At 73.6% G+C, this 16,731-nt stretch carries 15 protein-coding genes and 1 pseudogene; 10 read left to right on the forward strand and 6 right to left on the reverse strand.

The features are described 5' to 3' along the window. Positions 1-371: 371 nt before the first annotated feature. A complete protein-coding gene (gene trpD, locus ACWCXH_RS29095) occupies positions 372-1,454 on the reverse strand; it encodes an anthranilate phosphoribosyltransferase (protein ID WP_449804451.1) in 1,083 nt (360 codons plus the stop codon). A gap of 273 nt (positions 1,455-1,727) precedes the next feature. Here trpD and ACWCXH_RS29100 point away from each other — a divergent pair, with 273 nt between their 5' ends. Both ACWCXH_RS29100 and ACWCXH_RS29105 read left to right on the forward strand, forming a co-directional pair. Further along, positions 1,728-3,143: a pyridoxal phosphate-dependent decarboxylase family protein gene (locus ACWCXH_RS29100; RefSeq protein ID WP_449804452.1), complete on the forward strand. Its 1,416-nt coding sequence runs from the start codon at positions 1,728-1,730 to the stop codon at positions 3,141-3,143. Beyond that, positions 3,140-3,310, forward strand: a complete 171-nt coding sequence (locus ACWCXH_RS29105; RefSeq protein ID WP_449804453.1) for a hypothetical protein — start codon at positions 3,140-3,142, stop codon at positions 3,308-3,310. The genes ACWCXH_RS29100 and ACWCXH_RS29105 overlap by 4 nt, the downstream gene beginning before the upstream one ends. Before the next feature lie 45 nt (positions 3,311-3,355). On the opposite strand, the gene ACWCXH_RS29110 is transcribed toward ACWCXH_RS29105, so the two are convergent. Next, positions 3,356-4,048 (reverse strand): TetR/AcrR family transcriptional regulator, encoded by a 693-nt coding sequence (locus ACWCXH_RS29110; RefSeq protein WP_449804454.1) that lies wholly within the window; start codon positions 4,046-4,048, stop codon positions 3,356-3,358. Between the two features lie 224 nt (positions 4,049-4,272). On the opposite strand from ACWCXH_RS29110, the gene ACWCXH_RS29115 reads away from it, so the two are divergent. Further along, positions 4,273-4,998: a DUF2306 domain-containing protein gene (locus ACWCXH_RS29115; protein ID WP_449804455.1), complete on the forward strand. Its 726-nt coding sequence runs from the start codon at positions 4,273-4,275 to the stop codon at positions 4,996-4,998. Between the two features lie 101 nt (positions 4,999-5,099). Here ACWCXH_RS29115 and ACWCXH_RS29120 read toward each other — a convergent pair whose 3' ends face one another. After that, entirely contained in the window at positions 5,100-5,642 is a 543-nt protein-coding gene (locus ACWCXH_RS29120) for a DinB family protein (RefSeq protein ID WP_449804456.1), read from the reverse strand. A gap of 100 nt (positions 5,643-5,742) precedes the next feature. Here ACWCXH_RS29120 and ACWCXH_RS29125 point away from each other — a divergent pair, with 100 nt between their 5' ends. Further along, the gene (locus ACWCXH_RS29125) at positions 5,743-6,711 is read left to right on the forward strand and encodes a helix-turn-helix transcriptional regulator (protein WP_449804457.1); all 969 of its coding nucleotides are present in this window, start codon (positions 5,743-5,745) and stop codon (positions 6,709-6,711) included. Positions 6,712-6,717: 6 nt separating this feature from the next. On the opposite strand, the gene ACWCXH_RS29130 is transcribed toward ACWCXH_RS29125, so the two are convergent. Next, a complete protein-coding gene (locus ACWCXH_RS29130; RefSeq protein ID WP_449804458.1) occupies positions 6,718-8,055 on the reverse strand; it encodes an aminotransferase-like domain-containing protein in 1,338 nt (445 codons plus the stop codon). 104 nt (positions 8,056-8,159) lie between these two features. On the opposite strand from ACWCXH_RS29130, the gene ACWCXH_RS29135 reads away from it, so the two are divergent. Then, positions 8,160-8,939, forward strand: a complete 780-nt coding sequence (locus ACWCXH_RS29135) for an enoyl-CoA hydratase-related protein (RefSeq protein WP_449804459.1) — start codon at positions 8,160-8,162, stop codon at positions 8,937-8,939. 67 nt (positions 8,940-9,006) lie between these two features. Here the strand turns inward: ACWCXH_RS29135 and ACWCXH_RS29140 are convergent, their stop codons facing one another. Continuing rightward, positions 9,007-9,909 carry a LysR family transcriptional regulator gene (locus ACWCXH_RS29140; RefSeq protein WP_449804460.1) on the reverse strand — a complete coding sequence of 301 codons (903 nt, stop codon included), beginning with the start codon at positions 9,907-9,909 and terminating at the stop codon, positions 9,007-9,009. A 201-nt stretch (positions 9,910-10,110) separates the two neighbouring features. Between ACWCXH_RS29140 and ACWCXH_RS29145 the strand changes: the two are divergent. From ACWCXH_RS29145 to ACWCXH_RS29155, 3 genes and pseudogenes are all read left to right on the forward strand, one after another. After that, positions 10,111-10,638: pseudogene (locus ACWCXH_RS29145) on the forward strand (DUF6817 domain-containing protein); the annotation flags it as partial. Positions 10,639-10,680: 42 nt separating this feature from the next. Beyond that, positions 10,681-11,535 (forward strand): ketopantoate reductase family protein, encoded by an 855-nt coding sequence (locus ACWCXH_RS29150; RefSeq protein ID WP_449804504.1) that lies wholly within the window; start codon positions 10,681-10,683, stop codon positions 11,533-11,535. A 240-nt stretch (positions 11,536-11,775) separates the two neighbouring features. Continuing rightward, a complete protein-coding gene (locus ACWCXH_RS29155; RefSeq protein WP_449804461.1) occupies positions 11,776-12,687 on the forward strand; it encodes a hypothetical protein in 912 nt (303 codons plus the stop codon). Between the two features lie 66 nt (positions 12,688-12,753). On the opposite strand, the gene ACWCXH_RS29160 is transcribed toward ACWCXH_RS29155, so the two are convergent. Continuing rightward, positions 12,754-13,443: an SDR family NAD(P)-dependent oxidoreductase gene (locus ACWCXH_RS29160; RefSeq protein ID WP_449804462.1), complete on the reverse strand. Its 690-nt coding sequence runs from the start codon at positions 13,441-13,443 to the stop codon at positions 12,754-12,756. Between the two features lie 283 nt (positions 13,444-13,726). Here ACWCXH_RS29160 and ACWCXH_RS29165 point away from each other — a divergent pair, with 283 nt between their 5' ends. Both ACWCXH_RS29165 and ACWCXH_RS29170 read left to right on the forward strand, forming a co-directional pair. Continuing rightward, positions 13,727-14,791, forward strand: a complete 1,065-nt coding sequence (locus ACWCXH_RS29165; RefSeq protein WP_449804463.1) for a PP2C family protein-serine/threonine phosphatase — start codon at positions 13,727-13,729, stop codon at positions 14,789-14,791. A gap of 271 nt (positions 14,792-15,062) precedes the next feature. Further along, the gene (locus ACWCXH_RS29170; protein ID WP_449804464.1) at positions 15,063-16,715 is read left to right on the forward strand and encodes an arylsulfotransferase family protein; all 1,653 of its coding nucleotides are present in this window, start codon (positions 15,063-15,065) and stop codon (positions 16,713-16,715) included. Positions 16,716-16,731 lie beyond the last annotated feature (16 nt).

Below are 16,731 nucleotides of genomic sequence, written 5' to 3' on the forward strand. Positions count from 1 at the left end.
AGAGTTTGATCAAGTCGGACTGCGTGGGAGCCGGGCCGGCCGGGATCCCCGAAGCGCGCAAGAACAGCGCAAGAACATGGGGGCCGGGCCCCCATGTGGGGTGGGCGCGGTGTGCCCAGAATGACGACTGCGGCCGCGGTTCCCCGCCTCCGCCCCGGCTCGGCCGCCTCCATCAGGGCCTCGGCGGCCGCCGGGGCGGGCACGGTTCGCCCGCGTGGGGGTGGGGGTTCCGGCCCGGGGGGAGCCGGAACCCGCCGGGCACCCGGCGCGCGGACGTCGCCCGCCCTCCACCCCCGTGGGGCGGGCGATGTCCTCGCGCCGGGTGCCCGTCCTCGCGCGCCGGCCGATGGCGTGGCACCCGCTGTGGCGGGCTATCCGACGGCGCGCACGTCCCGGACCGCCGTGAGCCACGCGTCGAGCGTCTTCAGCGCGGCCCCCGACTCCACGGCCTGCCGCGCCTCGTGCAGGGCGGCCGGGAACCGGGTCACCACGCGGCCCGGTCGGGGCCGGGCGGCGATCAGGGCCGCGGCCGCGTTGAGCAGGACGGTGTCGAGCGCCGCTCCCGCCCCGCCCGCCAGGACCCCCCGCAGGACGCGCGCGTTGTGCTCGGGGCCGCCGCCGGCGAGTGCCCCGGCCGGCGCGGGGGCGAGCCCGAGGCCGACGGGATCCAGCCGCTCCTCCGTGACGGCACCGTCCCGGACGGTCCAGATCCGGGCCGGTGCGGTCGTCGTCAGCTCGTCCGTCCCGTCCTCGGAGCGCACGACCAGCGCCGAGGTCCCGCGCTCGGCCAGCACGCTCGCGATCGCGGGTGCCGCCCGCAGGTCGGCGACGCCGACCACCTGGTGGCGCGGCCGGGCCGGGCCGAGCAGCGGCCCGAGCAGGTTGAACGCGGTCGGGACGCCGAGCGCGCGGCGCACCGGGGCGGCGTTGCGCAGGGCCGGGTGGAAGACGGGGGCGAAGCAGAACGTGATCCCGGCCCGGCGGGCGACCTCGGCGACGGCGGCGGGCGGCAGGTCCAGCGGGATGCCGAGCGCCTCCAGGACGTCCGCGGTGCCGCACGTGGACGAGGCCGAGCGGCCGCCGTGCTTGACCACCGGGACCCCGCAGGCGGCGACCACGACGGAGGCCATGGTCGAGATGTTGACGGTCGAGCCGCCGTCGCCCCCGGTGCCGGCGAGGTCGACGCACCGGCCGCCGTCGACGTCGAGCGGCACGGCGTGGTCGAGCGCGGCCTCGACGAGCCCGGACAGTTCGGCGGCGCTCTCGCCCTTGACCCGCAGGCCCATCAGGAAGGCCGCGAGCTGCTCGGGCCGGAAGTCGTCGTCCAGCACGCGTTCCATGGCCCACCGCGTCTCGCGGGTCCGGAGGTCGCGTCCGGCCGCGAGCGCGGCGAGCACCCGCGGCCACGAGAGGCCCGGGGTGTGGGCGGGGTGCGTGGGGTTCCTGTCGTCCACTGGTTCGCCGTCCTTGGCGTCGAGTCCAGTGGGAGCCCGGGAAAACGCGAATCGGCCGCCCACCGGACGGCCGATACATGACGCGCTGCGCTGTCAGGCCACCCGATCGGTGGCCCACCAGAATCCGCGGCACGTCGTCATGCCCGGCAGCATAGCGCCCACGGGCCGGGCGGCGCGGTGCAGGCCACTTGGGTGGAATTGGACTGGGACAGCATGGCTGCCAGTCGGTAGTCTCGGTGCACAAGTTGATCTTCCGATCCGCGGAGTAGCGCCATGCACCCTGAACTCGCCGCCGACCTCGACCAGTTGCCCGCGCTGCTGGAGGAGACCCGGCAGCGGGCGGTCGCCTTCCTGGGCGGCCTCGACGAACGGCCGGTGGTTCCTCGCACGGAGGAGCCCGCGCCGGTGCGGCTCGGGGACGAGGGCGGCGGGCTGCGGGCGGCGCTGGCGGAGTTCGCCGAGCGCTGGGAGCCGAGGCTGGGGGCGAGCGCCGGGCCGCGCTACTTCGGGTTCGTCACCGGCGGTGCGACCCCGGCGGCCCTGGCGGGGGACTGGCTCACCGCCGCCGCCGACCAGAACTCCAACTCCTCGCTCGACCCGGCCGGCCAGCACCTGGAACGCGAGACGGTCGGCTGGCTGCGCGAGCTGTTCGGGCTCTGCGGCGCGCACACCGGCACCTTCGTGAGCGGCGCCACCATGTCCAACACGGTCGGCCTCGCGATCGCCCGGGAGTGGCTGGGCGAGCGCCTCGGCGTGGATGTCGCCGAGGACGGCGCCGGCGCGCTCGGCCGGGTGCGGGTGCTGTCCGGCAGCGCGCACTCGAGCATCGCCAAGGCGCTGTCCGTCCTGGGCCTCGGCCGTTCGGTGCTCACCGCCGTGCCCACACTGCCGGGCCGCGAGGCGGTGGACCCCGCCGCGCTGGAGCGGGCGCTCGCGGCGGCGGACGGCCCGTGCGTCGTCGTGGCCAACGCGGGCACGGTGAACACGGTCGACTTCGACGACCTGCGGGCGATCGCCGCACTGCGCGAGCGGTACGACTTCTGGCTGCACGTGGACGGCGCGTTCGGCGCCTTCGCCGCGCTGACGCCCGAACACGCCGAACTGACAGCGGGGTTGGACCTCGCCGACTCCGTCTGCATCGATCTCCACAAGTGGCTCAACGTGCCCTACGACAGCGCCGTGCAGTTCACCCGCCGCCGCGATCTCCAGGCCCGCGTCTTCCAGAACGCCGCCGCCTACCTCGGCCCCCTCGGCGAGCACCCCGACCTCGTCCACCTCACCCCCGAGAACTCGCACCGCCTGCGCGCCCTCGCCGCCTGGTTCACGCTGCGGGCGTACGGGCGGGCCGGCCACCGCGAGATCGTCGAGCGCTGCGTCGCCGGGGCCCGGGCGCTCGGCGAGGCGGTGGACGGGATCGACGGGCTGCGCCTGCTCGCGCCGGTGCGGCTGAACGTCGTCTGCTTCACGCTCGCGGACGACCCCACCGCCGAACGGCTCGCCGAACTGGCCGCCGAGGTGGCCGGGGAGGCCTTCTTCACGCCGACCCGCTACGCCGGCGTCCCGGCGCTCCGGGCGGCGTTCAGCAACTGGCGCACGACGGAGGCCGACGTCCGGCGGACGGTGACGGCGCTCGCGCAGGCAGTGGCGAAGCCGGGGGCGGGAGCGGAGCCGGGGGCGGGGCCCGCGTGAAGCCCTTTGCGGGACGGCGGCTGCGGCGCTGGAACAGCGCGGCGACCGTCTTCTGCTGTGCCGCCTGCGACACCGACCTCACCCTCACCCTGGCCCAGCTGCCCTCCGTGCCGGACGTGTCCGCCACGGAGGGCGTCCGCGACCCGGTGACGCGGCGGGCACGGTGAGGCCATCCCCGCGCGGTGGTGCCGACTGCCCGGAGTAGGGGACGGTCACGAACGGCTCCGCCCGGCCCGGGAAGGTGCCCGGCGGGGTGCCGTCGTGAGGCCCCGGATCATGGAGGCGACGCCGTCGGCGATGGCGGACTCCCTTGCCTCGTCCGGGAGTTCGGCGTAGGGGCCGAGCAGGAGCAGGGCGATGCCGTGGACGCCGGCCCAGGCGTTGAAGGTGGCCGTCTCCATGGGCTCGGCGAGGAGGCCGGCGGCGTCGAGCGCGGCGAGGGTCTCCTGGAGGATGGTGAAGGGCCCGTGCCGGGGCTCCCCGGTTTCCCCGGCCTTCCCGCTGTCCTCGTTCTCCTCGCCGTGCTCGGCGGTGCCCGCCTTGCCGGTCGGGAAGGCGGTGGCGAACAGGCCCGGTTCGGCCAGGGCGTAGCGGATGTAGCCCTGGCCGACGGCGGTGAGCCGGCCGACCGCGTCCGCGCCGGGCTCGGCCGCGGGCGCGCGCCGGCTCAACTCGGCGTCCATGGCGTCGGCGAGGCGTCTGCGGGAGTCCCGGGCCACGTCGTCGATGAGGTCGGGCAGGGCGGAGAAGTGCCGGTAGGTCGCGTTGGGCGAGACGCCGACCCGGCGCGCAACCTCGCGCAGCACGATGGCCGACGGCCCGCCGTCGCGTGCGAGCTCGACGCCGGCCTGCACGAGGGCTTCGCGGAGGTTGCCGTGGTGGTAGCCGGCTCGCTGTGAATCCATGCTCGATGTTAACAGCGTGAACACGTCGAATGGACCGGCTCGGCTCTCGTGCAGAACGTGCTTGTACAGCAAAGTGATTGAGGCGCAATCGGTCGTGAACCGGTACATGTTGACGCCGTCCACATCCACGCGTAAGTTCACAGTGTCCACATCGGGGGAGCCGGCGTCGCCGGCTTTGCGCCCGTGTACGCGTCATCGAACCACCGAGCAGATCGGGGACACCCATGACCAGTACCACAGCTCCCGCTGCCGGCGGCCCCGGCGCGGGAGCGGACAAGAGAAGCGGACGGGTCCCGTGGACCGTCGTCCTCCTGACCTCACTGGCGGTCGTCGGGTATGTCGTCGCCACCTACGCGCAAGCCGGCCTGCCTCTCGACGGCTCGCGCGGCGGCCTCGCCGCCACCTACGCCGAGCGTCCGTTAGGCATCCAACTCGCCTTCTGCGTCCACATCGTGACGGCCTCGACAGCGCTGCTCGTCGGCCCACTGCAGTTCTCCGCCGCGCTGCGCCGCCGCTCGCGCACGGTCCATCGCTGGACGGGGCGCGTGTACCTGGCCGGCATCGGGCTCGGGTCGCCGGCCGCGTTCGTGATGTCGTTCGCCAGCTCGGTCGCCTTCGACGGCTTCTTCGGTTTCGGCAGCCTCGCCCTGCTGTGGGCCTGGACCACCTGGCGCGGCTACCGCGCGATCCGCGAACGCGACCTGCCGAGCCACCGCGCCTGGATGATCCGCAGCTTCGCCCTCACCTACGCCGCCGTCACCCTCCGGGCCTGGCTCGGCGTCCTCATCCTCGTCCAGAGCCTCACCGCCGACGGCACCGTCGACGGCACGCGCGTCTTCGACAACGCCTACGCCGCCCTGCCCTTCCTCGCCTGGCTGCCCAACCTCGTGGTCGCCGAACTCCTCATACGCCGCCGCGGGCTGCCCTCCTACCGCCTCGCGGCGGGCTGACCGCCGGCCGGCGCGCGGGTCGGCGAGCACGGGCGGACTCCTCCGCGGAGGATCCGGCCGAGCGTCAGCCCGTGCTCTTCGCGGAGGAGTCCGGCCGAGCGTCAGCCCATGCTCTTCGCGCCGTCGAGGGCCTCGCGGATGATGTCGGCGTGGCCCGCGTGCTGGGCGGTCTCGGCGACGATGTGGAGCAGGACGCGGCGGGCGGACCACTCCTCCTCCTGGAACCAGGGGGCCTTCGGGAGCGCCTGGGCGGCGTTCAGGTCGGCCAGGGTGGTGACCAACTCGTCGGTGCGGCGGGCCACTTCCTCGTACGCGGCGAGCACGCCGGCGAGCGTCTCGCCGGGCAGCATGCGGAACTCGTCGGCGCGGCGGGCGAAGTCCTCCTCGGTGAAGGTGGAGAAGTCGGGCATCGCCGACAGGCCCTCGACGATGAAGTTCGCCCACAGCTTCTCGACCACCGTCACGTGCTTGATGAGGCCGCCGACGCACAGTTCGCTCACGGTGGTGCGCTGCCCGGCCTGCTCGTCGGTGAGGTCGCGGGCGGTGAAGCGCAGGAAGTGCCGCTGCTTGGCCAGCGCCAGGAGGAGGTCGGCGCGCTCGCCGGTGACGGCGGTGGTGTCAACGGTGCTGGGGGTGGTGGTCATGGTGATTGCCTTCCGTGTGCTTCCTGCTCCCTCGGACAAGAACCACAGTAGGGGCCATTGCGGCCACTTCCTGACCTGAATTCCGAGGAGAATCGGAGACATGGCGAACACCAGCACCCGCACCCTCCGGTTGCTCTCCCTCCTGCAGACCCACCGTTACTGGCCCGGCGAGGAACTGGCCGAGCGGCTCGGCGTCTCCGTCCGCACGCTGCGCCGCGACATCGACCGGCTGCGCGAGCTCGGCTACCCCGTCGAGGCGCAGCGCGGCGTGGACGGCGGCTACCAGCTGGCCGCGGGCGCGGCGCTGCCGCCGCTGGTGATCGACGACGAGGAGGCGGTCGCGCTCGCGGTGGGCCTCCAGGCGGCGGCGGAGAGCCCGGTGGAGGGGATCGCCGAGGCGTCGGTGCGGGTGCTGGCGAAGGTGGTGCAGGTGATGCCGGCCCGGCTGCGGCGGCGGGTGGAGGCGCTGCGGGCGATGACCGTGCCCGCCGACTGGGGGAGTCGGCCGGGGGCTGCGGTCGACCCGGACGGACTGACCGTGGTGGCGCTGGCCTGCCGGGACGGCGAGCGCCTGCGCTTTTTGTACACCACGGCCGACGGGCGGAGCGCCGAGCGGCACGTCGAGCCGCACCGGCTGGTGTGCCTCGACCGTCGCTGGTACCTGGTGGCGTACGACCTCACCCGGCGGGACTGGCGCACCTTCCGGCTCGACCGGCTCAGCGCGCCCGAGGGCGGCGGGGGCCGGTTCGGGCCGCGCGAGCTGCCGGCCGCCGGCGCCGCCGAGTTCGTCCGGGCCGGTGTCAACGGCCTGATCCGTCCCTACCGGGTCGAGGCGGTGGTGGCCGCGCCCGCCGGGGACGTGCGCGAGCGGATCGGCCGGTGGGCCACGGTCGAGGAGGCCGGCGCCGGGCGCTGCCGGGTGGTGATGAGTGCCGACGACCTCAACTGGCCGATCATGGCGCTCGGTTCGGTCGGCGCGGACTTCACGGTCGTCGAGCCGCCCGAACTGGTCGAGCGGCTCGACGACTGGTCCACGCGCTTCGGGCGGGCCGTCCGCGCGGCGGGGTAGCCGGGGTCACGGCGGCGGGATGGACTCGATCGCCCTCCTCAACCGTCCCAGCACATCGCCGAGTTCGTGACGTGGTGGTGTCGCCAGGGCGAGGCGGACGGCGTGCGGCACGTGCGGGCCGGTGGCGAAGGCGTCGGCGGTGGAGACCAGGATGCCCTCCCGGGCGAGCAAGTCCGCCACGTGGTCGGGGCGTTGGTGCGCCTCCAGGCCCAGCCACACCACGTACGACGACGGGTGCGCGGTGACGTCCATCCCGGCCAGCTCGGCGCGGGCGATGGCCTGCCGGGCGATGGCGTCCTCCCGGCGGTGGCGTTCCAGGCGGGCGACCGTGCCGTCCGTGATCCAGCCGGTGGCGAGTGCGGTGACCAGGCCCGGGGAGCCCCACGCGGCCGCGCGCAGCGCGGAGGTGGCGGCCCGCAGGTGGCGGCCGGGCACGACGGCGAAGCCGAACCGCAGGCCGGGGGCCACGTTCTTCGACAACCCGGCGACGTAGCAGGTGCGTTCGGGCGCGAGGGCGTGCAGCGGGGGAGGGGGCGCGGGCTCCAGGAACGCGTACGTGCCGTCCTCGACGATCACGCAGTCGTGGGCGGCGGCGATCTCGGCCAGGCGCTCGCGCCGCTGCTGGTCGAGCACCCAGCCGAGCGGGTTGTGGACGGTCGGCATCGCGTACACGGCGCGGACCCTGCGGGCCCGGCACAGGCGGTCGAGCGCGTCGAGGTCCGGGCCGTGCGGCGTGACCGGCACGGGCGCCAGGTCGAGGCCGTGGGCGGCGGCGAGCAGCTTGACGCCCGGGTAGCCGAGGGCGTCCACGGCCAGGACGTCGCCGGGCCGGGTCAGGGCGCGCAGCACGCAGTCCAGCGCCTGCTGGGCGCCGCTCGTCAGCAGGACGTTCTCGGGGGCGGTGTCGACGCCCCGGTCCAGCAGGTAGGTGGCGACGACCGCCCGGTCGTGCCGGTGGCCGCCGGGCGGGTGCTGGCGCAGCAGCGCCTCCGCGTCGCCGGAGGCGGCGAGGGCGCGCAGGGCGTGGCGGAGGTCGTCGCCCTGGCCGGGGGTCAGCGGCTGGTTGAACGAGAGGTCGGCGAGGCGCGGCACCGGGAGCGTGCGGGAGGGCTCGATGCCGTCGTAGCCGGAGCGGACCCGGACGAACGTGCCGCGGCCCTGTTCGCCCACCACGAGCCCGGCGGCGGCGAGTTCGGCGTAGACCCGGGTCGCGGTGGCGAGGGCGATGCGGCGCTCGCGGGCGAGCTTCCGGTGGGTGGGCAGGCGGGTGCCGGGCGGGAGGGCGCCGGAGCGGATCGCGGCGGCGTACTCGTCGACGACGGCTTTGTAGGCGGGCGGTCGCATGGGCGGCATCCCTTTCGGGTGTATCCGGGACAATGAGTGGATTGTCCTGCACGGCCTTCCTAGCCTCGGTCCCGACCGCATCCAGGCGCAAGGGAGCAGCCGGAATGACCGTCCGCACCGTCCCCACCGTTCAGGTGGCACGCGACCAGCACGTCGTGACCCTCACCATCGACCGCGAGGCCAAGCTCAACGCCCTCGACTACCCGACGATCGACGCGCTGCTCGCCGAGCTCGCCCGCGTCGACGCCGACGACTCCGTCCGGGCCGTCATCCTCACCGGCGCCGGGACGCGCGCCTTCAGCGCGGGCGCCGACATCCCGTCGCTGGCCGGCAGCATCGCGGGCGGGACGGAACGGGCGCTGCGCGAGATCGTCCGGCGCGGGCAGGCGCTGACCCGGCGGATCGAGGAGTTCCCGAAGCCGGTTGTCGTGGCCGTCAACGGGTTGGCGTACGGCGCGGGTTGCGAGATCACCGAGGCCGCGCCGCTGGCGATCGCGGCCGCGCACGCGACCTTCGCCAAGCCGGAGATCACTCTGGGCTTCCCGCCGCCGTTCGGCGGTTCGCAGCGGCTGCCGCGGCACGTCGGGCGCAAGCGCGGCCTGGAGATGATCCTCACCGGGGATCCGGTCCCGGCGGCGCGCGCCGCCGAGCTGGGCATCGTGAACGCGGTCGTCCCGGCGGACGAACTGCTGGACGCGGCACGGGACTTGGTCGACCGCATCGTCCGGCACGCGCCGACGGCGGTCGCGGCCTGCCTGCGGGCCGTCACGCGCGGGATGAACCTGCCGATCGACGAGGGGCTGGCCGTCGAGGCGGCCTGGTTCGCCGCGACGGTGCCGACGGACGGGGTGCGGGACGGGCTGCGCCGGTTCCTCGACCGGTAGGTGGTTGACCCGCCGGCTGCCGGGGTGCCTGGCTCCACGGGCCCGCGGTGGAACGGTACTTGGCGCATCAGATGGTCGAACCCGACGCCCCGCAGTGGTCCGCGACAGTGTCCGCGAAGGCGCGGGCCAGCGGCGAGAGGGTGTCCCAGCGGCGGACGGCCCAGCCTGCGGTGAGGACGGGCAGGGCCGGGAGGGGAATCAGGCGCAGGCCGGGGTGGCCGGGGCCCTGCCACTCGGGGAGGGCGGGCACGATGGCCTGGCCGAGGCCGAGTTCGGCCAGCAGGATCGCGGTGTCCCAGTCCGCGACGCTGGTGTCGAAGACCGGCCGGATGCCCGACGTGGCGAGCCAGGCGTCGAGTCGGGAGCGCGAGACCGAGTTCTGCGGCAGCCCGATGAGCCGGGCGTCCTGGAGGTCGACCGGGTCGACGTGGGAGCGGCCCGCGAGCGGATCCCCGGCGGCGACGGCGAGCACCCAGGGCATCTCGACGACCGGCCGCTGCTCGATCCCGCGCACGGGGGCACCGAGCGAGATCCAGGCCAGGTCGACGCGGCCCGTGGCGAGCGCCTCGAAGCAGCTGCGGCTGGAGACCTCCGTCTGGAACTCCAGGCTCACCTCCGGGAAGCGGCGCCGGAAGTCGACGACGGCCGCGGACATGAAGTGCCGGATGCTGGTGGCGCCCGTCGTGATCCGCACCGATCCGCCCTCCCCACGGGCGAGTTCGTCGATGCCGCGCAGCGCGTGGTCGATTCCGCCGAGGCTGTCGACGGCCGCCGCGCGCAGCAGTTGCCCGGCCTTCGTCGGCGCGACGCCGCGGGGGTGGCGTTCGAGCAGCGCGACGCCCAGCTCCCGTTCGAGCCGCTTCACGTGCTGGCTGACGGCGGACTGCGTGCAGGAGAGCTGGCGGGCGACGGCGCTCAGCGAGCCGGCCCGGCACACCGCGGCGAAGACGCGGAGATCGTCGAGGGTCACGACGGTCCACGGTACGCGGTGCTGACCCAAGCTCTTCCTTGGGGGTTCCCCAGTGAACCCGTGGATTGACTTGGATGTTCGCGGGGCTCGATCATCGCTGCAGGGCCCAGGGCGGCAACCCGCCCGCTGTCCTCGCGCGTTCCGGACGCAAGGCGGGGCACGGCGGGTGCCGACCCACAATGCTCCGAGAGGAATTCCGAGTTGACGACCGACCATGCTGTCTCCCTGCTGCGCGAACTCGGCGCAGCGGAACTCCCGCACCCCGGCGGCACTATGCTCGCCCACCTGGAACGGGTCCGCCGGCAGCTCGCCGACTGGGGTGCCCGCCCGGCCCTCCAGCTGGCGGGGCTCTGTCACGCCGCCTACGGGACGGACGGCTTCCCGACCGCCCTCCTGCCGCTCGACCGCCGGGCCGACCTGGCCGCCGTGATCGGCCCCGAGGCCGAGCGCCTGGTCCACCTGTACGCGAGCTGCGACCGCCGCGCCACCCACCCCGGGCTGCCCGGCCCCGGCGCCGTCCTCCACGACCGCTTCACCGGCCGCACCCTCACCCCGGACCCGGCCGACCTGCGCGACCTCGCCGAACTGACCGCCGCCAACGAGCTGGACATCGCGCGGACCGACCCGGCGTTCCGGGAAAGGTGGGGCGCCGACCTGCTCGCCCTGTTCACCCGGCTGCGGCCCCTGCTGAGCCCAGCCGCCCGGGACGCGTGCACGGCCGTCCTCGCCCGGGGCTCGGGCACCGACCCCGACCGCCGCTGGACGGTCGCCGTGCTCGGGCCCGGCGGGGTCGGCGGGCTGTTGGCCGCACTGCTGGCGCGGGCCGGCCACCGGGTGATCTGCCTCGCCGGGGAGGCCACCGCCGAGGCGCTGCGCCGCGACGGGATCCGGGTGCGCAGCGCCCAGTTCGGCGAGTTCACCGCACCGGTGGAGGCGGACACCGAGCTGCGCGAGCCCGTCGACCTGTGCCTGGTGACCGTCAAACACACCCACCTGGCCGCGGCTCTGGAGCGGGTCCCACCCGCCCTGGTCACGGACGGACTGGTGGTGCCGTTGCTGAACGGCATCGAGCACCCGGCCCAGCTGCGCGGGCGGTTCGGGGCGGAGCGGGTCGCCGCGGCCGTCGTCCGGGTCGAGTCGGCCCGGGTGGCGCCGGGCGTCGTCGAGCACGGCAGCCCGTTCACCGAGATCGACCTGGCCGGCCCGGCCGACCGGCTCGCCGCCCTGGCCGAGGTGCTCGGCGGCGCGGGTGTGCGGACGCGGGTGAGCGAGGACGAACCGGCCGTGCTGTGGGCCAAGTTCGCCTTCCTCGCACCCTTCGCGCTGCTCACCACCCGGTACGGGCTCACCATCGGCCGCGTCCGCACCGGGCACCGCGCCGAACTGGAGGCCCTCGTCGAGGAGGCCGCCGCCGTCGCCCGCGCATGCGGAGCCCCGGCGGACCCGGCACGCTCGCTGGCCCTGTACGACGCCTTCCCGCCCGAGGCGAAGTCGTCGATGCAGCGCGACGCCGAGGCCGGCCGCCCGTTGGAGCTCGATGCGATCGGCGGAGCCCTGCTGCGTTCGGCCGCCCGCCACGGTGTGCCCGTACCGCTTGCCACCCGCCTGGTCAACGAACTGGGGTGAGACGTCCCGCCTCGCCGCATCCAGCCGGCGCCGGGCCGCCGGTGCAACGCGACGCCGAGGCCCGCCGACCGTCGGAAGGAGGCACCGACGGACCGGGCGGGCATGGGCGTACGAGCAGTAACGGATCACGAGCCCTTCACCGTCGGGTTGCGGCTAATGGGATTGCGCACCCGTACGGGGAACTGGCACGGTTTCAGCGCTTCGACGTACGAGGTGTTCTGACGACCACGGGGGCCGACCATGACCACGCCTGCGCCACCGGGCGACCTCGCCGACGGGTACGACCGGCCGCCCTACTGGCAACCGCCGGCGCCACGGCGGGAGCCGCGGGAGTGGGTGCTCGACCTGCTGCTGCCCTGGAGGCTGGCGAGCCGGGTGTACGGGCCCTACCGGATGCTGCGGATGTCGGCCTCCGGGGTCGCTGCGGTGGCGGGAGCGGAACTGCTGGATCCGGTGCTGCAACCGGTGGTCACGCAGCTGGTGGCGCGGACGCTCGACCCGCTGGTGGAGCGGCTGATGTGGGCCCGGGCGCTGTTCGGCCTCGGCGTGATCCTGTTCGTGGTGCGCCTGGCGAACGGGGCCTCCGCCGACGAGCTCTTCCAGGATGCGTTCGGGGACAGCATCGTGATGCTGCTCAGTGGGCCGGTCGCGCTGCTGCTCGCCTGTGTGCCGCTGGTGCTGCTGGCGCGGACCGGGACCAGGCGGCGGGTGGGCCGCCTGGTGGCCCGGCCGCTGTTCACCGGTGTGGTCACCTTCGCGGTCTTCCTGGCGATGATGAAGTCCGACCCCAACGCGTACGTCGGCAACACGGTCGGGCTGCACCTGCTGCTGGTGATCTGGCTGCCGGCGTTCACCCTCCCGACGGTGTACCTGATACACCGGAACTCCTTCGCGGTGCGGGGGCACCCGCTGGTGCGGCCATTGGTCGCGGTGCTGCTGGTCTGGCTCACCCTGATCGGGCACGTCACGCTGGTCGACACCAAGGGCGCCACGACGAGCGGCGCGGCGGCGCTGGTCGGACTGCTGGTCGGGCCGGTCGGGGTGACGGTCACCGCGCTGATCGAACTGGTGCGACTGAGGCGCCGTCACCGCGTTGGCTTCCGCGGCCCGTTGCCGCCGCTGCCCCCGCGGGAGCCGCATGGCGCGGGGTAGCGTCGGCTCCCTCCGCCGCGCGGGCCACGTCCAGCGCGAGGGGTGTCGCGCTGCCGTGGTCGTCGCCTACCAGGGCAGAGGGCCGGCCGCGTCGAAGTAGCCGCCGGTCGGGCCGTCCGGCCCCAGCCGAGCCATCCGAACGATGATCTCGGCGCCCTGCTCGACGGTCTGCGTGCCCTCGTGCCGGTTCAGGTCCGTCGCGGTGTAGCCGGGCTCCACGGCATTGATCCGCATCCGCGGGAACGCCTTGGCGAACTGCACGGTGAGCATGTTGACCGTGGTCTTGGAGGCCGGATAGGCGGCCCCCGGGTACCCCTTGCCGGCGTGGGTCAGTGAGGCCAGGCTGCTGCTGACATTGACCACGACCGGGGCGGCGGAGCGTTCCAGCAGCGGCAGGAAGGCGTGGGTCACCCGGACCAGGCCGAAGACGTTGGTCTCGAACACCTCCCGCATCACGTCGGCGGTCAGCTCCGCGGCGCCGATGATCTCGCCCCCCGGTGACCGCACCTCGATTCCGGCGTTGTTGACCAGGACGTCCAGGGCGCCGTCGGCCTCGATGGTGGCCACCGCGGCGGCGACCGACGCGTCGTCGGTGACATCGAGTTGCACGAACCGGGCGCCGAGCTCGGTCGCGGCCGCCGTGCCCCGCTCGATGGTGCGCGCTCCCAGGTAGACGGTGTGGCCCGCGGCGACCAGGCGGCGGGCGGTCTCGTAGCCCAGGCCCTTGTTGGCCCCTGTGATCAAGGTTGTCGTCATGGGCACAGCTTCCCTCCGGGACGATGCGATCGGCCAGTGGTTTACGACGCGGTCCGCGATGCGGAACGCGCCCGACGCGAGGGCCTGCCCAGAGCTGCTCGCGCGGCCTGCGGGCGTGGCCCCAGCCGGATCGCGAGCCCGCAGGAGACCACGAGCGTGTCCGAAAGATCGCGTAAGTCCGTGATGTGGCAGGCTGGCCGGGACCTGCGCTCTGGGCCTTGCCGGCCGGGACGGGAGATGCACCGTGAAAGTCCTGCGACCCACTCTGGCGAAGGTGCCGTGGATGCTCGCGGCGCTGGTCCTCGTGGCCGGCGTCCTGCTGGACCGTTTCGCGCCTCAGCCGTACACGGGACTCCCCCTGCTGGCAGCCGCACCGCTCATCGCGGGTGCCACACTGTCCTTCCGCTCCGCGCTCGCCGTCGTGTGTGTCACGTGCGTGGTCTCGGTGTTGGTGGACATCGAACGCGGGCGCCCGGCGACACCACTGATCGTCGATCTCGCCGTGGTCAGCGTGATCGGCGTGCTGGCTCTCGCGGTCAACCGGCTGATCGTGCGCCAGGGGCGCGATCTGGCACTGGCCAGAGATGTCGCGGAGAGGGTCCAACGGGCGGTGCTCCCGGAGCCGCCGACGATGGTCGGGCCGCTGGCCGTGGCCGCGGGTTACACGGCAGCGCAGGCCGAGGCGCGGATCGGCGGGGACTTCTTCGCCGTGCAGGAGACGCCGTTCGGGGTGCGGATGATCATCGGCGATGTACAGGGCAAGGGCATTGCGGCTGTCGCCGCCGTGTCGATCGCGATCGGAATCTTCCGTCATGAGGCCGAGTCCGTTCCCACCCTGGTGGCGCTGGGACAGCGGATGGACGAGGCGGTGAACAAGGACACGGCCCGGAGCGGCCCGGTGCTCGCCATGGAGGGCTTCATCACCGCCGTGCTGGCCGAGGTCTCCTCCGACGGCGAGGTGCTGAGCCTGGTGAACCACGGGCATCCGCCCCCGTACCTGATCCACGACGGACAGCTCGTGCGGCTCGATCCGACCGTCCCACAGCTGCCTCTCGGCCTGGGGCTGGGAGACCTCGCTCCTGCCGGCTCCGTGCCCGCCGATGTCGTGCGGTTGCCTCCGGGGGCCTCGCTGCTGCTGGTGACCGACGGTGTCACCGAGGCGCGGGACAAGCGGGGGACTTTCTACGATCCGCTCGACTCGGAGCGCATGCGCGGGCATTTCAATGACCCCGCTGCAGTGGTGGATGCCCTCATCGAAGACGTCGGCAACTGGACCGAGGGCAAACGCGACGACGACATGGCCATCCTGGTGGTCACCCGGCGCCACCGCCCTGCCCGCGGTGCCTGATCGGGAAGCGCGCTCCCAGTCATTCGGCACCCCGGGGCGTCACCCGGCCGATCGGGCGGGACCACGTGACCACCGGCCGGTCGGCTGGCCTGTTCGGGTGCCATCTGTGGGCCATACCGGTCATGGGGGGCGGGGGCCTCCGGGGCGGATGCCGCGGGCCCGTACAACCTCGTGTGGGGTGCTGGCTCCCCGCCGCTTCCGGGCAGGACGGCCAGGTCGGTGGGGCCATCGCTCCGATTCCGCGCGGGTGAACAGCAGAAGGAGGCGGGACGTGCCTGCAGCTATGGGTGCCTGGCACCGCTGGATGGCGGCCGCGACGGTGATGGTGACGGCCGGGGCACTCGGTTCGCTGGGGGCCGGCACGTCCGCGGCGGCCGATCTGATGGGATGGGACCGTGCCCAGTGCGCGACCGAGCCCGCCCCGCCGGCGACGAGCGTACCGCCACCGATCACCTCCGGCAGCGATGTGTGGAGCTTCGTGTCCGCGCCGAAGCTGCATCCCATGCGGGTCGCCGTGACCACGCGACGACCGGGCACGGCCCCGGGGAGCGTCTTCGTCGCCCCGTACAACCTCACCCAGCCGGTCGGCCAGACCGGGGCGCTGATGCTCGAAGACTCCGGTGATCCGGTCTGGTTCCGCCCGCTTCCCGTCGCGAACCTCGAGAACGGCGACTTCCGGGTGCAGACGTACCGCAACCCCCGGACCGGCGTCAGGCAGCCGGTGCTGACGTTCTGGCAGGGGACCATCGCGATTCCCCCGTATTACACCAACCTGCCCGGCGGCGCCCCCGAGCCGGGAGGCTGCTACTACGTCTACGACGACCACTACCGTCTGCTCAGGACGGTCTTCGCCCGGCACGGCTTCTACCCTGACTTCCACGAGTTCCTCGTGACGCGCCGGGGGACCGCGCTGTTCATCGCGTCCAAGCCGGTCCCGATGGACCTCACCCCGTACGGGGGGCCGAAGGACGGAGCCATCGAGGACAGTGAGATCCAGGAGGTCGATCTCGCGACCGGGAAGCTCGTCTTCTCGTGGGACATCCTGGACCACGTGAACCCGGCGGACTCCGAGGTGTCGGCCTCCTCGGCGTCCTCGTCCGGCGGGGTGTGGGACGCCTACCACGTGAACTCGATCGACGAGGGCCCCGACGGCCAGCTGCTGATCTCGGCCCGAAACCTCTGGGCGGTCTACGACGTCGCGCGGAGGACAGGCGACATCCGATGGCAACTCGGCGGCAAGAAAAGCGACTTCAGCTTCGGCCCGAACGCGGACTTCTTCTGGCAGCACCACGCCCGGTTCCGGCCGGGAAACCGGATCAGCATGTTCGACGACGGTTGCTGCAACCAGCCGGACGGCACCCCCGAACAGCAGTCGCACGGCCTGATCCTCGACCTCGACCTCCCCAACCACCGCGCGACCGCGGCACGGACCTACTACCACGCACCGGGGTTGTACGCGGCGTCCCAGGGAGACACCCAGGCGCTCGGCAACGGCAACGAGTTCGTCGGATGGGGGCAGGAGTCGTACTACTCGGAGTACAGGGGGGCCGGGAACACCGAGGGCGACGGCTCGAAGAACCTGCTCTACGACGCCATGATGCCGGGCTCCGACGTCTCGTACCGGGCGTTCCGCCACGAGTGGGTCGGCAAGCCGTGGTACCCGCCCAGTGCGGCGGCGCGCGGCGGCAGCGGCGGGCCGAGCACCGTCTACGCCTCCTGGAACGGCTCAACGGAGACCAGAGCGTGGCAGGTGCTCGCCGGACCGGACGCCCGTTCCCTGTCGGTGGTCGTCGACCACGCCGACCGGACCGGCTTCGAGACGGCCGTCACGACGGCCAACCCGGGACCGTACTTCCAGGTGAGGGCGCTGAACGCGAAGGGGGAGGTCATCGGGACGTCCCACGTCGTGACCCGCTCCGGTTGAGGTGTGGGTGTGATCG

The sequence above is a fragment of the Kitasatospora sp. NPDC001660 genome (assembly GCF_053596725.1).